The sequence below is a fragment of the Branchiibius hedensis genome, from assembly GCF_900108585.1.
GTDB classification, from domain to species: Bacteria; Actinomycetota; Actinomycetes; order Actinomycetales; family Dermatophilaceae; genus Branchiibius; species Branchiibius hedensis.
Map to the genome: position 1 here is coordinate 2,219,148 of NZ_UESZ01000001.1, position 13,652 is coordinate 2,232,799.

The 13,652-nt window shown below is 68.7% G+C and carries 14 protein-coding genes; 7 read left to right on the top strand and 7 right to left on the bottom strand.

The window, feature by feature from the left end; all coding sequences use genetic code 11:
- Nucleotide 1: 1 nt before the first annotated feature.
- A complete protein-coding gene (locus tag DR843_RS10800) occupies nt 2-514 on the top strand; it encodes a GNAT family N-acetyltransferase (protein ID WP_109685737.1) in 513 nt (170 codons plus the stop codon).
- Nucleotide 515: 1 nt separating this feature from the next.
- On the opposite strand, the gene DR843_RS10805 is transcribed toward DR843_RS10800, so the two are convergent.
- Together DR843_RS10805 and DR843_RS10810 are read right to left on the bottom strand one after the other, a co-directional pair.
- Nucleotides 516-932 carry a hypothetical protein gene (locus DR843_RS10805; RefSeq protein WP_109685739.1) on the bottom strand — a complete coding sequence of 139 codons (417 nt, stop codon included), beginning with the start codon at nt 930-932 and terminating at the stop codon, nt 516-518.
- A 27-nt stretch (nt 933-959) separates the two neighbouring features.
- Complete coding sequence (locus tag DR843_RS10810; RefSeq protein ID WP_170119837.1) at nt 960-1,781, bottom strand: LysR family transcriptional regulator; 822 nt, start codon at nt 1,779-1,781, stop codon at nt 960-962.
- A 130-nt stretch (nt 1,782-1,911) separates the two neighbouring features.
- Between DR843_RS10810 and DR843_RS10815 the strand changes: the two genes are divergently transcribed.
- From DR843_RS10815 to DR843_RS10825, 3 genes are all read left to right on the top strand, one after another.
- Nucleotides 1,912-2,262 (top strand): hypothetical protein, encoded by a 351-nt coding sequence (locus tag DR843_RS10815; protein ID WP_146202552.1) that lies wholly within the window; start codon nt 1,912-1,914, stop codon nt 2,260-2,262.
- Nucleotides 2,263-2,342: 80 nt separating this feature from the next.
- Nucleotides 2,343-3,404 carry a pseudaminic acid synthase gene (pseI, locus tag DR843_RS10820; RefSeq protein WP_109685744.1) on the top strand — a complete coding sequence of 354 codons (1,062 nt, stop codon included), beginning with the start codon at nt 2,343-2,345 and terminating at the stop codon, nt 3,402-3,404.
- A 25-nt stretch (nt 3,405-3,429) separates the two neighbouring features.
- Nucleotides 3,430-5,280 carry a hypothetical protein gene (locus DR843_RS10825; RefSeq protein ID WP_109685746.1) on the top strand — a complete coding sequence of 617 codons (1,851 nt, stop codon included), beginning with the start codon at nt 3,430-3,432 and terminating at the stop codon, nt 5,278-5,280.
- 7 nt (nt 5,281-5,287) lie between these two features.
- Here DR843_RS10825 and DR843_RS10830 read toward each other — a convergent pair whose 3' ends face one another.
- Genes DR843_RS10830 through pseB form a run of 3 tightly spaced genes read right to left on the bottom strand, consistent with a single transcriptional unit; the run spans nt 5,288 to nt 8,486 of the window.
- Nucleotides 5,288-6,367, bottom strand: coding sequence for a hypothetical protein (locus DR843_RS10830; protein ID WP_174888828.1), 1,080 nt, complete (start codon nt 6,365-6,367; stop codon nt 5,288-5,290).
- On the bottom strand, nt 6,367-7,497 hold the full coding sequence (locus DR843_RS10835; RefSeq protein WP_109685748.1) for a DegT/DnrJ/EryC1/StrS family aminotransferase: 1,131 nt from the start codon (nt 7,495-7,497) through the stop codon (nt 6,367-6,369). The genes DR843_RS10830 and DR843_RS10835 overlap by 1 nt, the downstream gene beginning before the upstream one ends.
- Complete coding sequence (gene pseB, locus DR843_RS10840) at nt 7,497-8,486, bottom strand: UDP-N-acetylglucosamine 4,6-dehydratase (inverting) (RefSeq protein WP_109685750.1); 990 nt, start codon at nt 8,484-8,486, stop codon at nt 7,497-7,499. The genes DR843_RS10835 and pseB overlap by 1 nt, the downstream gene beginning before the upstream one ends.
- Nucleotides 8,487-8,603: 117 nt before the next feature.
- On the opposite strand from pseB, the gene DR843_RS10845 reads away from it, so the two are divergent.
- Nucleotides 8,604-9,611, top strand: coding sequence for a PseG/SpsG family protein (locus tag DR843_RS10845; protein ID WP_109685752.1), 1,008 nt, complete (start codon nt 8,604-8,606; stop codon nt 9,609-9,611).
- 1 nt (nt 9,612) lies between these two features.
- On the opposite strand, the gene DR843_RS10850 is transcribed toward DR843_RS10845, so the two are convergent.
- Nucleotides 9,613-10,962 (bottom strand): aldo/keto reductase, encoded by a 1,350-nt coding sequence (locus DR843_RS10850; RefSeq protein WP_170119838.1) that lies wholly within the window; start codon nt 10,960-10,962, stop codon nt 9,613-9,615.
- A 21-nt stretch (nt 10,963-10,983) separates the two neighbouring features.
- On the opposite strand from DR843_RS10850, the gene DR843_RS10855 reads away from it, so the two are divergent.
- Together DR843_RS10855 and DR843_RS10860 are read left to right on the top strand one after the other, a co-directional pair.
- Entirely contained in the window at nt 10,984-11,988 is a 1,005-nt protein-coding gene (locus DR843_RS10855) for a Gfo/Idh/MocA family protein (protein ID WP_245934088.1), read from the top strand.
- Nucleotides 11,985-12,587, top strand: coding sequence for a TIGR03089 family protein (locus tag DR843_RS10860; RefSeq protein ID WP_109685755.1), 603 nt, complete (start codon nt 11,985-11,987; stop codon nt 12,585-12,587). The genes DR843_RS10855 and DR843_RS10860 overlap by 4 nt, the downstream gene beginning before the upstream one ends.
- Here the strand turns inward: DR843_RS10860 and DR843_RS10865 are convergent.
- Nucleotides 12,584-13,651 (bottom strand): ABC transporter ATP-binding protein, encoded by a 1,068-nt coding sequence (locus DR843_RS10865; RefSeq protein WP_342767179.1) that lies wholly within the window; start codon nt 13,649-13,651, stop codon nt 12,584-12,586. The two genes, DR843_RS10860 and DR843_RS10865, sit on opposite strands and share 4 nt — an antisense overlap.
- Nucleotide 13,652 lies beyond the last annotated feature (1 nt).

Genomic DNA, 13,652 nt, shown 5'->3' on the forward strand with positions numbered 1-13,652 from the left:
TGTGTTGCGAGCAGCTACGGACGATGACAAAGACCTGGCGCTGAAGTGGCGTAATCACCCGGTTGTCCGGGCGGTTTCGCTGCAGCAGCAGCCGATCAGCGAGGACGAACACACCCAGTACTGGGATTCGCTGAAGAACAACCGGCATCGCAAGGTCTACATCTACGAGTTGGCTGACACCCCGGCAGGCGTCGTCACGTTCTTCGACATCGATGACGGCTACGCGATGTGGGGCTACTACCTGGACAACGACGGCCTGGAAGCCCGCGGGCAGCTCCTGCCGGCGTGGATCAAGATCCAGCGGGAGGCTGTGAAGTTGGCCTTCGGCCCGACCGACCAGGGCGGCCTGGCGTTGGAAGTCCTCGAAGGTGAGGTCCTCGAGGCCAACGAAGCGGTTCGCTCGATGAACAAGCGCAATGGCTTTGAAGAGGTCGGGGTCGAGGACGTCGAGATCGACGGCCTGGTCACCGTGGTCCACCGCATCCGGCGCACCGTGCAGCCCGGCGACCGCTGATTCAGTCCCGCCGCAGCGTCCGGTAGAACGCCACCGAGCACCCGACACCGGCCGCGAGCACGATCCACGGCGCCGGTGTCATCTGCGTCCCGGACTGGGTGACGATCAGCCCTTCACCGTCGAGCACGGCACCGTCCCGATAGCCCGCGGCAACGGTGCCCGAGGGTACGAACCGCCGGTCCAAGGTGAGATTCGTGACGGCCCGCGACCCGTCATTGCTGACCCAGTCACCGGTCAGGATGCATTGGGTGAAGCGGCCGGTGCCCGAGCACGCCGTCTGCGATGCGGTGTACCTGCCCCAGAGCACCGGGATGCGCTGGTTCAGGACGTACGCCGCGACGAGGGCGAAGCAACCGGCGGCCAGTGCCGCAAGGACCGCCAACGCGACGCTGCGAGCGAACCGCACCCTGATCACCACCCGATCAGTCTCGCGCCGACGAATCGGTTACGCCAGCCGCTGCAGAGCCGCGGTCGCGCGCGGATTGTCCGGCTCGCCGTACGCCGACCACTCGTAGTGCAACGTTGTCCGGATCGGGACCATGACGACCCCCGGCGGGGTCGGTGTGCTGATCAGGCTGACCGCCAGGCACTCCCCCGCCGCCACCCAGCGCAGCGGGTTGAGGCTCGAATCCGACTGCACGGCATACGTTTTCGGATCGATGCCCGCCTCGTCGAACAGTCGGCGGACCAGCGCAACCCAGGAGGGCGCGAAGTCCTGTCGTGGTAGGTAGTGCACCTCGTGCGACGTCTCGGACAGGTCGACCGATTCACCATCGGCGAGCCGATGACCTTCGGGTACGGCGAGCCCCACCTCCTCCTGCTCCATCGCCACCCGCCCCGGCCCGGGCCCGAGGTCGGCGACCACGACGTCCAGCTCGCCGGACTGCAGCTTTGCGCGCAGCTCGCGTTCGCCGGCGCGTTGCACCTGCACGGGTGGCGGCAGCCGGGCCAACACGTGTTGCACCACGGCCAGTTCGTCGTCGACCACACCGACGCGCAGTACCTCACCGTCGCGGGCGGCAGCCGCACCCCGCTCGAGAGCAGTGAGCGCCTGCCGGGCGAACGGCTCGAAGCGCTGACCGGCCGCGGTGAGACGCATACCGTTGGCACCACGCTCGAATAGCGCTGCGCCCACGGCCTTTTCGAGACGCACGATCCGCGCGGACAGGGCCGGCTGGGAGACGTGCCGGGCGCGGGCGGCCGCGATCGTCGTACCCTCCTGGGCCACCGCCAGGAAGTCCGCGAGCAGATCGAAATCAACGTCCATCCCGGCCATCATCCACCCGCCGGGGTGGCCTACCCGGCCCTCAGGAGCGCCATGCTCTTGCGTCGTGGGGGACGAGGACGTTGTCGAGTATCAGTTGGCGCGGTCGGCGGTTCAGCGATGGATCCTGTGGGTGCTGCCCATCGGAGTTCTTGGCAGCATCCTGGTCATCGTGGGTCGGCTGATAGGTCAGCACCGTCTCGACGTGGGACAACTGGTGGTGCTCATCGTCGCCACCGCCTGTTGGTTGTACGCGCGTTTTGCCACCCGCCGGAGATCAGCACTGACAGCCGATACCGGGGCCATCCACCTGCCAACACCGATGCGCGACTTGTACTGGAATGACGTCGCCCATGTACAGGCGCCGACGCGCTGGTCCGATGTCGTCCGGGTCGTGATGAATGACGGCACCGAGAAACCGACCGGTTTCCCGCCGGAGTATGCCGAGCGGTTGGCCGCCGTGGGCAGGAAGCCGCTGCGCTGACCTGGGCCTATCGGCCCGGCGGATAGGCTGATCCAAAACCACAGTTGGACACTGCCGCACCCGTGACGAAGGCTAGGTACATGAGCACGCAACTCCCCGACATCACGATCGGCAAGCACTCCATCGGCCCGGACCACGCGCCGTACATCATCGCCGAGGTTTCCGGTAACCACGACGGTTCGCTGGACAAGGCGCTCGCCATCGTGCGGATGGTCGCCGACAGCGGCGCGCAGGCGATCAAGTTGCAGACCTACAAGCCGGAGACGATCACCATCGACTCCGACGCTCCCGACTTCCGCCTCTCCGACGGGCACGAGTTGTGGGGCGGGCGCACCCTGTGGGACCTCTACACCGAGGCGCACACGCCGTGGGAGTGGCACGAGCCGATCTTCACCCTCGCGAACGACCTGGGTCTGACCTGCTTCTCCAGCCCGTTCGACGCCACGGCGATCGATCTGCTGGAGTCGCTGGACACCCCGGCCTACAAGATCGCCAGCTCCGAGATCGTCGACCTGCCGCTGATCCGCCTCGCGGCCGGCAAGGGCAAGCCGATCATCATCTCCACCGGCATGGCCTCGATTAGTGAGATTGATGCCGCCGTCACCGCGGCCCGCGAGACCGGTAACGAGCAGATCATCGTGCTGTCCTGCACCGCCGACTACCCGGCCAACCCCGAAGAATCCAACCTGCGCGGCATCCCCGTCCTGCGGGACGCCTTCGACGCACACATCGGCCTGTCGGATCACACCCCCGGCATCGGCGCTCCCCTGGCCGCCGTCGCCCTCGGCGCCGTCGTCGTCGAGAAGCACGTCACGCTGGCGCGCGAAGGCGGCGGCGTTGACTCCTCCTTCTCCTTGGAGCCCGATGAGTTGCGGGCCCTGGTGCGCGAGTCAGAGGTGGCCTGGCAGTGCCTCGGGCAGGCGCGCATCGGCGCGAAAGCCGGTGAGCGCGAAGGACTCCGGTTCCGCCGCTCGCTCTACGTCGTCGAGGACGTCAAGGCCGGCGATGTCGTCACGGCGCAGAACGTGCGCTCCATCCGCCCCGCCCTCGGCCTGGCGCCCGACCTGTTCCGGGTCGTCGAGGGTCGCACCTTCGCCACGGACGTCAGCCGCGGCACGGCGTTGTCCTGGGATCTGATCTGATCGGGGCCCAACTAAGCTGACCCCCATGACCGAACAGGCTGAGTACACCGGCATCCAACAGGACTCCGTGTCCGGCGCAACCGTGATCGTCGGCGACATGATCGCGTGGTCCGACCTCGCGGAGATGATTGCACCGGACGCGACCGCCACGGTCATCCAGCGACTCGTCGCCGCGAGCGCACCGCAGACGGTGTTGCTGGCCGGCCCGCGTGCGGGGTTGCTGCTGCCGCACCTGCCCACGACAGCGCGGATCGACGTTCTGACGCGCTCCCTGGACGACATTCGGGCCCTGGAGATCCTCGGCGGGATGCACTCGCGGGTGTCCTACTACTGCGGCGGCCTGCTGGACTTCCAGCCCAGCCGCCACTACGACCTGATCGTCGCGTTGGGTGGTCCGCAGCGTCTGCTCAGCCCGGATCGGACCGGCCTGACGATCGGCGAGACGATCAACCGGCTCGGCGACGCGTTGAGCGAGGACGGCCGGTTGGTGACCGACCTCGCCAACGAGTTGGGCCTGACCGACCTGGTCCGCGCCGTACCCGACCCCCAGGCGCAGGAGAACGTCTCGTGGTGGATCGGTGCGGACGGCTTCAGCAAGCGGGCGACCTATGCCCGCGAGCGGGAGGGGCTCCTGGCCGGCGCCGGGCTGACCTGCCACTCGACGTACGCCGCCCTGCCGGACCTGGACGCGCACAATCTGTTGATCTCGCGTGACATTGCAACTGACCCCGATCGCGTCGAGGCCGTGCGGGCCGTCGCCGCCCAGGTCACCACCCAGGAACTGAGCGAGCTGCCGGTGCTGCGCGATGTGCATGCCACCCTCGACCGGGTCACGGCGGCCGGCCAACTGGATGACCTGGCGCCCGCGTGGCTGGTGGTCGCCGGCAAGGGCGCACCGGTCCAGGCCACCCTGCCCGACGTCGTGTACGTCGAGTCGGGGCCGGCGCGATGGACCCAGCGCCTGGTGCTGGAGGGCGACTCGGTCACCCGCTCGTGGAGCGATGGTCATCATGAGGCCGACCGCAGTGAAGTCGACCTGACGCGAACCTTGCGGGCCGAGTTCCCGGTCGGCGTCACGTTGGAGACGCACCTGCGGGCCGCGGCGGCCACCCGCCAGCAGTCCGCCGTGCGGCCGCTGGTCCGCCAGTACGCCGCGTGGCTCGAGGACGCGTCGGCCTGGCCGACCGATGTCGCCGCGCAGCGAGTCTTCGCCACCCCGGACAACATCCTGGTCAGCGACGACGGCCTGAGATTGCTGGACCAGACCTGGAGCCGGGCCGGGGTGGTGTCCGCCGGAGACACCCTCGTGCGGGGTCTGCGCACCTTCGCGACCCGCTTGCTCGCCACCGGAGGGGCGCACCCCTGGCGCGTGGGAGTGACCCCTGATGAGTTGACCGTCACGCTGGCCGCGATGGCCGGGTTCTCGGTGACGCCCGCCGACATCGGGCGGGTCGCTGCCTCCTCGGCGCACATCCGGGCCACGTTGATGGGCACTCCCAACGCGGCCGACGAACTGTTGGAGCTGGACCTGGAGAGCGGTCGGCACGCCCGCGACCTACCCGCTGCCGACCAAGCCGGTTATCGCGAATTGCTGACCCGGCTGCGCGCCGTGGCCAGCGAAATGCGGCAGAAGGACGGCCAGATCGCCTGGCTCGAAGGCACGTTGCGACACCGCGACCGCTACATCCGGCGCCTGGAGAAGACCATCGAGAACTACGAGACGACGTTGACCTATCGAGCCGTCGACCTGATGCGCGCGCCGCGGCGGATCGCCACGAACCGGGCCGTTTCGATGGCCAAGTCGACCGCTGACCAGGTGTTGCCGCCCGGCGCGATGAGCAAGGCACGCAACCTGGCCAAGCGGCTGGGCGACTAAGGACCGGTCAGGACACGACGCCCGGGGTCGACGGTTCCGCATCGGTGCGGACCGGCTCCGTGGCCGTCGACGGCTCCGGTTGCTCGGTCGTCTCCGCCGCGACCTCGACCACTGGCTCGTCCACGTCACTGACGAGGCCGTCGGAGGACTCGGCGTCGACCGGTGCGCGGTGCGCATTGACCCGGGCCCGGCGGGAACTGGCGCGGTTGATGTGCTTCTCGTCCAACGGCGGCGCCGGCGGCGGCGGGAGCGGATGAGTCAGTACATCGCCCCAGCCGAAGACGTCGATGATCTCGGTCTCCGGCAGCACGTGGTCCAGTCCGAGCTCATCGGCGGCGACGCCATATGCGTAGTCACGGGGGATCGAGAACTGGTGCATCTGGGGCCACATCCGACGCGGCTTGCTCGCACCACCCAGGATCGCGTGATCCGCCTCGAGTTCCATCGGGTCGCCGTAGACCCCGACCTCGTTGCCGGCGGTCGCTCCGTAGAGCACCGCGCTACTCATCCGATTGGAGACCACCCGCTTGTGTCGGCGCATCTCGTGTAGCTGCCGATAGAGGAAGGCAACATCGGTGTCCTGCCACAGATAGCCCCGCTGGCCGTGCGTGATCACCCGCACACCGGCCTCTTCGTACTCGCGGCGTACTTCCGGGTTGTCGTACTCGTTCCAGTGCAAACAGACCGTGATCGGCACGTCCCCCTCGGCCGCCTTGATCTCTTCGACGTATTCGGTGTGACTGCCGACGACTTGTTGCCCCTCCCAGCCGTGGAAGGGATAGACGATCGTGCCCTCGCGCTCCGGCTGACCGGCCAACCAGTCCTGCTGCTTCTCCAACTCCAGCAGATACAGCCAGGGCGCACCGACGGTGACGTAGTCACGCAACCCGTCGGCCCAGCCGCGGCGGGCGCACGCCTGCGACCACACGAACTTGGGGTAGCGCGGCGCGAACACGGTGCCGACGGCGAAACCGTCGTGCATGTTCCAGCCGTGCTGGAGGTAACCCCACATCCGGGGCGGTTCCTCCAGGCCGACGTACCGGGCCATGATGTGCGCATGCCCGTAGAAGTGGTTCGCGTGATGCATTACGCCCCCACGAACGTGCGCACCGAGTCGATCACCCGGTCCACGTCGGCGTCGGTGAGGTCGGGGAACATCGGCAGGCTGATCTCCTGGGCCGAGTACGCCTCGGCGATCGGGAACTGACCCTTGCGCCAGCCGAGGTCGGCGAAGATCGGTTGGGTGTGGACCGGGATGTAGTTGACCTGGACCCCGATTCCGTCCGCGTGCAGATGCTCGAACAGCTCCCGGCGACGGCCATCGAGGATCCGCAGCGGATACAGATGCCACACCGGCTCGGCCCCGGCCCGGTGGGCGGGGGTGCGCAGCACGTCGATGTCTGCGAGTGCGGCGTTGTAGCGGTCGGTGATCTCCTGCCGCCGCGCCTTGAACTGGGCGAGCCGGCCTAGCTGCGAGGACCCGAGGGCCGCCAGCACATCCGGCAACCGGTAGTTCAGGCCGAGACTGTGCACCTCGTAGTACCACGGACCTTCATCGGTTACCCGCAGCTTGGCCTCGTCGCGGGTGTACCCGATCCCTTTGAAATTCCTTGCCGCAGCGAGAAGTTCGTCACTGGGTGAGACGACCGCGCCGCCCTCGGCGGTGGTGAGGTTCTTGGTGGGGAAGAACGAGAAGGTGGTCAGGTCGGCCAGCGCTCCGACCGGCACACCGTCCAACGATCCGCCAACACTGTGCGCGGCGTCCTCGAGCAGCACCGCCCCTGCGTCGTGGGCCACCTTGGCCAGCGCGGGCGCATCGATCGGGTGGCCGCCGTAATCGACGCCGGCGATGACCTTGGTGCGATCGGTGACCGCGGCCGCGGCGGCGTCGGGGTCGAGGTTGCCGGTGTCCTCGCTGACGTCCGCGAAGACCACCCGGGCGCCCTGCCACATCGCGGTGGTCGCCGTGGCGAAGAAGGTCAACGGTGTGGTGATCACTTCGTCCCCGGGCCCGACCCCTGAAGCGGCGTACGCCGTGTGCAGGGCTGCCGTGCCGGACGTCACCGCAACCGCGGGGCCAGGCACGCCGGCCACGGCCGCGACGTCCTTCTCGAACTGCGCGACCGCCGGCCCGGTGGTCAACCAGTTTCCGCGCAGCACTTCAGCGACCGCGGCGATGTCGTTCTCGTCGATCGATTGCCGCCCGTACGGGAGCATCAGACTCCCGACTCCAGGACGCGGCGGATGTCCTCAGCGGAGTACCACAAGTCGTTCTTGTCCGAGGAGCAGTGGAATCCCTCGGGCACCGGCACGGCGTTCTCGATGGGCTTGTATCCCCAGGTCGCCAGCTCCGGCTCGAGGACGTAGTACTTGCCGTCCTGGACGATGACCGCCCGGCGGCCCTCCTCCGGGGAGATCATTTCCTCGTGCAGCTTCTCCCCGGGGCGCAGGCCGATGTCGTGCATCTTGGCGCCCGGTGCGATGGCTTGGGCCAGGTCCGTGACCTTGTGGGAGGGGATGTGCGGCACGACCAGCTCGCCGCCCTGCATCATCTCGAAGGTGTCCAGCACCATCTGGACGGCCTGCGGCAGCGTGATCAGGAACCGGGTGCAGCGCAGATCGGTGATCGGCAGCGACTCGCCCGCAGCGTGCAGCGCCCGGAACTTGGGGATGATCGATCCGCGTGAGCCCGTGACGTTGCCGTAGCGGACCACGGCGAACCGGGTCTCGTACGCGGCGGCGTAGTGGTTGCCCAGGATGAAGATCTTGTCGGCGGTCAGCTTGGTCGCGCCGTACAGGTTGATCGGGCTGGACGCCTTGTCGGTGGACAGCGCCACGACCTTCTTCACGCCCGCGTCGATGGACGCCTCGACGACGTTCTGGCTGCCCATCACGTTGGTCTTGACGAACTCGAACGGGTTGTACTCGCCGGTGTCGACCTGCTTCAACGCCGCAGCGTGCACCACGTAGTCGACCTGGTGCATGGCGCGCTCCAGCCGCGGCAGGTCGCGCACGTCACCGATGAACCACCGCAGACGCGGGTCGTCGCCGAACTGCTGACGGACCTCCCACTGCTTGAGCTCGTCGCGGGAGTAGATGACGATCCGCTTCGGCCCGACATCGTCGAGGAGCCGGGTGATCAAGGCCTTGCCGAAGGAACCGGTACCACCGGTGATCAGGATGGACGAACCCTGCAGGATGCTCACGCTTACGTACTCTTCTCACTCGCTGGAGGTGCTCGGTAGAGGCGGCCGACACGGCAGCCAGACCACCGTAGAGGCTAGCATTTGGCCGCCCCCGTTCCCGTCATCTGAAGGACGCCCATGAACCGCCCGCTTGTCGTGTTGCGGTGCGACGGCGGCGGCACGTATGGCGTGGGTCACGTCATGCGGCAACTGGCGCTCGCCGACGAGCTGCGCGCCCGTGGCGTGTCGGTGCAGGTCTGGGGCACGCTCACGGACACCCCCTGGCTGGTGGACCTGCTGGCTGACCGGCAGTTGGCCGTGCGTTCGGTGCCCGCCGACCCGCGGGCGCTGCGGGACGCCGCGCTCGACGCCGGCGCGTCGGCGCTGGTGCTCGACGGCTATCACCTGGACCCCACCACGGGCGCCACCCTGCGCGCCGCGGACCTCCCGGTGCTGGCCATGGTCGACTACTCCTTCGGCACCGAACAGGACGCCGACCTGTACGTCGATCAGAACCTCGGCGCCCAACCCCACTCCCCCCGGGCCCTGGCCGGGATCCAGTACGCGCTCTTCCGCGACGACGTCCTCGCCCTCCGCCGAAACACGGCCTCGCCCGCCGCGCCGTCGGCTGCGCACCGGGTCCTGGCGGTGTTCGGCGGCACCGACCCCTATGCGGCAGCGCCCGTCGTCGTTCCGGCGCTCATGGACACCGCCCTGCCGCTGCGGATCACTGCTGTCGCGGCCCGGGCAGAAATCGCCAGTGCGTTGCGATCGCTGCCGGTCAGGGACGGCCAGGAACTGCGGGTCGTGCCGTCAACGCCCCAGTTGGCGGCGTTGGCAGCCGACTCGGACCTGGTCGTCAGCGCATCCGGTTCCTCGGTCTGGGAGTTCCTCTGCCTCGGAATCCCGACCGCGCTGGTCTGCGTCGTGGACAACCAGCAAGCCGGCTACGACGAGGCGGTGCGCCGGGAGGTGGTCGCCGGGTTGGGCCACCTGGACTCCTTTGACCGGGCGGCCGCAGCGACGACGTTGCGCTCATTGCTGGACCAGACGGACCGCCGGACCGCGCTGGCCGCGCGCGGCCAGCAGTTGGTCGACGGCCGCGGCCGCCAGCGGGTCGCGGACGCGTTGTTGAGCCTGATCTGAGTCAGCTCACGGCGAACGAGGCCGCCTGTTGCTCCACCTGCTCCACCGAGACGGCAGGCAGGGACACCGAGGTCACGCGCGGGAACCCCCGAGCCGCCGAGTCCGCACAGGTGATGATCAGCTCTGCCGGTGCGTCGGAGAACGAGTTCCGCCAGGCCGCCGGGATCCGCACGTACCCGATCCGCGGATCGGCGAACGCCGCCGCCAGCTGCGACGGGTCGTCGAGGGCGACACCGACCACCCGGCAACGGCCCTGCTCTTGAAGCGCCAGCAGTGCGGCGGCGCCACCACCGGACCACGACGTCCACGCCGTCCACGGCAGCAGCAACGCGTCCACCGACTTGCTCTGCAACTCACGCAGCGTGTTGTAGACCGATGCTTCGACCTCGGCGGCGGCCCACCCGGCGGACGCGCTGTCCGGCAGCGCGGACAGCGGGGCGACCTGCGCCACCACCGACAGTCGCTCACTCAGGCCGTGCGCCAGGCTCTGGCCGATCCGGGCCGGGGCATCGCCGTACGTCACGTCGGTGTAGACGTGCGTGACCCCCGCCATCGCGGCCGCATCCAACACCCGGGCGACCTTGGCCAGGTCGATCCCGCCGCCGAGCCCGGCTGCATCCAACACCCACGGCCCTTGGCCGATCGGATTGGCCGTGGTGCCGGGCAGCGGTGAGGGCACCGCGCCACCGGCCTCGACGAAGCGATCCAGCAGGACCCGCCACGGAACTGCGAGCGGATCGGGCAATCCGCGCAGGGCCCGGGCCGCGACGGTGAAGTCGCGCAGCGTGTCGATGGTGCAGCGCAGCCGCTTGACCGGTCCGGTCAGGGGCGGGTTCACGGACAGATCCGCGGTGTGCCGCCGGATCCAGGGCGTGACGTGCTCTCGGTCGTACGGATCGGTGGCGATCCGGTGGGCCTGGCGCAGGAGGCCGGCGCTGAACACCTCGGCGCCGAGGCCGGTGATGTCGGTGACCGCGACGCGGATGTAGCGCTCCCCCGCCGCGTGCATGTCGTCGATCATCTGTTGCACGAACGACCCGTCCGGGACCACGTTGTCGCCGGTCAGTCGGACCACCAGGTCGTCGTCGGCCAGATCCCGTGTCGCGTCGTAGAACCGTCGGAGCGGGTCGTGCAGGGAACCGCGGAACACCGCGACCCCGATCTCACCCAGGGCGTCGGCGATGGCGTCGTCCTCGGGCTGATCGCTGGTCGCCACCACGACATCGAGTCCGGTGTTGCCGGCCCGTCGGGCCGCGAGCGCCACGACGGGCTGACCGGCGACCGTGAGTAACGCCTTGCCGGGCAGGCGGGACGAGGACAGTCGGGACTGCAGAAGAACGCGGGTGGCCACGGTTGATGAAACTATCGGATTGTGATCACGTTGCCTCGCAGCCGCACCCCGGACCCGACGACCGCGCCGCCGCTGCGTTGGGGTTTCAGTGCCCCCGGCGGCATCGCCGCCACGATGGCCGCCACCATGCACGCGAACTCCCGCCAACGGGTCGTGGCGGTCGCCTCCCGTTCGCAGGAACGGGCGGACGGTTTTGCGCGCGAGTTCGGCGTCGAGCGGGCGTACGACGATCTGGCCGCGATGTGCGCCGACCCGAGGGTGGACGCGGTCTACGTCGCGTCCCCGCACTCCAGCCATCTCGAGCAGGCGCTGATCGCGATCGAGGCAGGTAAGCACGTCCTGGTGGAGAAGGCCTTCACCGTCGACGCGGGGCAGGCCCGGCAACTCATCGAGGCCGCCGGCAACCACAACGTCACCTGTATGGAGGCGATGTGGACCCGGTTCCTACCGGGCCACGACGTCGTACGCCAGCTGCTCGCCGACGGTGCGTTGGGGCAGCTCGAAGCGGTGTACGCCGATCACGGTCAGTGGTTCGCCTACGACCCGCAGCATCGCCTGTTCAACCCGGATCTGGCTGGTGGGGCGCTCCTCGACCTGGGTATCTACCCGGTGTCGTTCGCCGCGTTCGCCCTCGGCACCGCGCTACTTATCCGGGCCAGTGGCCGCCCGGCACCGACCGGCGTCGACGGTCACGTGAGCATCGTGGCCACCCGGGACGCTGCGACGGCGGTCCTGGACACCACGCTGTTCGCCCGCACGCCCACCACGGCCTCCATCAGCGGCACGCAGGCCCGCCTGGAGTTCGCCGCCGACTTCTACACCCCCACCCCCATCACGCTGGTCACGCGGGACGGCGACACGACGACGATCGACCCCGGCCCGCTGCGCCGACATGAGGGATTGGTCTATGAGGCAACGCATTTCGCGCAACTGGTCGCCGATGACCGTCGCGAGTCGCCGTTGCTGCCGCTGGCCGAGACGGCCGCGATCATGGGTCTGCTCGACGACATCCGGGCGCAGCTGTGATCCCGCTGCTGCGCAACCTCGCGGCCGACAACGCCCGGCCACGGGTCACCTACTACAACGACGCCACCGGCGAACGCATCGAGTTGTCCGGCTCGACCGTGCTGCGCTGGGTCAACAAGGCGGCCAACTGGTTGCAGGACGAGATGGACGCAGGACCGGGCACGAGCGTGCACGTCGACCTCCCCGCCGACCACTGGCGAGCGGTCTACTGGATCCTGGCCACCTGGGCGGTGGGCGCAGTCCTCAGCGACGATCCGGACGCGGACATCCGGATCGGGTTGGACGACCCGACCGCGGACCTGTCCGAGCCCGAAGCTTCCCTCGCCCCCTCGGACATCACCAGCCAGCCGGACGCGTTCACGGCGTACGTCGATCCGGCACCGGAGGATCTGGCCGTCGACCTGGGCGGCGCGCAGGTGCCGTACGCCGCGTTGCTGGCGACCGCCCCCCGACAGACCCCCCGGGTGCTGGTCACCGGGGATCTGGCCCAGACGCTCCTGACGACGTACGCGCGTGACGGATCGGTGATCCTGCTGCGGAACGAGGATGTCGACAAGAGGGCGGCGCGGCTCCTGGCCGAAGGGCTGCCCTTGGCCTAGCCGACCGCCCGGCGCCGATCGGCCTCGTTCTGGATCGCCGTGCGCTCGGCTTCGCGCTTGAGCCGGCGTTTGATCTGGTCGTCGGTGCGCTTGAGCCGCCGGTCGGTCACTTCTTCGTCGGTGGGCAACTGGTAGTTGTCGCCCATCAACTCGGACAGGTACCGGTCCATGATTTCGTCCATCGGTCCGTCGCCGACGAGGTGCCCGCCGTTGAGGTAGAGCCCGCGGGTGCAGAACCGCAGCAGGTCCGGGCCGGAGTGCGAGACCAGGAAGAGCGTTCTGCCCTGATCCAGCAGGCTTTCCATCCGGTTGTAGCACTTCTCCCGGAAGGCCGCGTCGCCGACGGCCAGCACCTCATCGACCAGGATGATCGGTTCGTCCAGGCAGGTGATGACGGCGAATCCGAGCCGCACCTGCATACCGGAGCTGAAGTGCCGGTACGGGACGTCCAAACCAGCCCGCACCTGCGGACCGGCGAAGTCCACGATGTCGTCCCAGCGCTCCTCCACCTGCTCCTTGCTCATGCCGTGCAAGCCGGCCGTGAGGTAGATGTTCTCCCGAGCGCTGAGTTCGCCGACGAAGCCACCGGTGAGTTCGATCAGCGGCGCAACCCCCTCGTGCACCTTCGCCCGGCCCTCGTCGGGAAGCAGCGTGCCGGCGATCAACTTCAGCAGCGTGGACTTGCCACCACCGTTGCCGCCGACCAGACCGACGGCTTCACCGCGGCCGACTCGGAAGTTGAGATTGCGCAACGCCCAGAACGTATCCCGCTTGTGCGCGCTCTTGCCGGTGAAGACGATCTCCCGCAACGACAGGTTCCGTTTGCGCCCACGCAGGAACTCGATGCCCAAATCCTCGACCTCGATGACCGGCTCACCGGGCTTGGTCTTCCAGGTGACCGTCGACTCGACGGGCGGCAGGTCGTAGTCGTCGATGTGATGCTTGTGCTCGGGGTCGTAACCCGCGGGGTCGTTGGCCTTGCGGATCGGGCGCCAGCGCAGTTTGCCGTTCTCGCCCATGATCGGCTCACCGATCGGGCCGAGGGGTGGCGACTGATCGGTCATC

Coding starts and splice junctions, on each gene's coding strand:
- DR843_RS10825 (WP_109685746.1), top strand. CDS start 3,430: ATGACCGAACAGGCTGAGTACACCGGCATCCAACAGGACTCCGTGTCC.
- DR843_RS10845 (WP_109685752.1), top strand. CDS start 8,604: ATGAACCGCCCGCTTGTCGTGTTGCGGTGCGACGGCGGCGGCACGTAT.
- DR843_RS10835 (WP_109685748.1), bottom strand. CDS start 7,497: ATGCTCCCGTACGGGCGGCAATCGATCGACGAGAACGACATCGCCGCG.
- DR843_RS10830 (WP_174888828.1), bottom strand. CDS start 6,367: ATGCATCACGCGAACCACTTCTACGGGCATGCGCACATCATGGCCCGG.
- DR843_RS10810 (WP_170119837.1), bottom strand. CDS start 1,781: ATGGACGTTGATTTCGATCTGCTCGCGGACTTCCTGGCGGTGGCCCAG.
- pseI (WP_109685744.1), top strand. CDS start 2,343: ATGAGCACGCAACTCCCCGACATCACGATCGGCAAGCACTCCATCGGC.
- DR843_RS10865 (WP_342767179.1), bottom strand. CDS start 13,651: ATGACCGATCAGTCGCCACCCCTCGGCCCGATCGGTGAGCCGATCATG.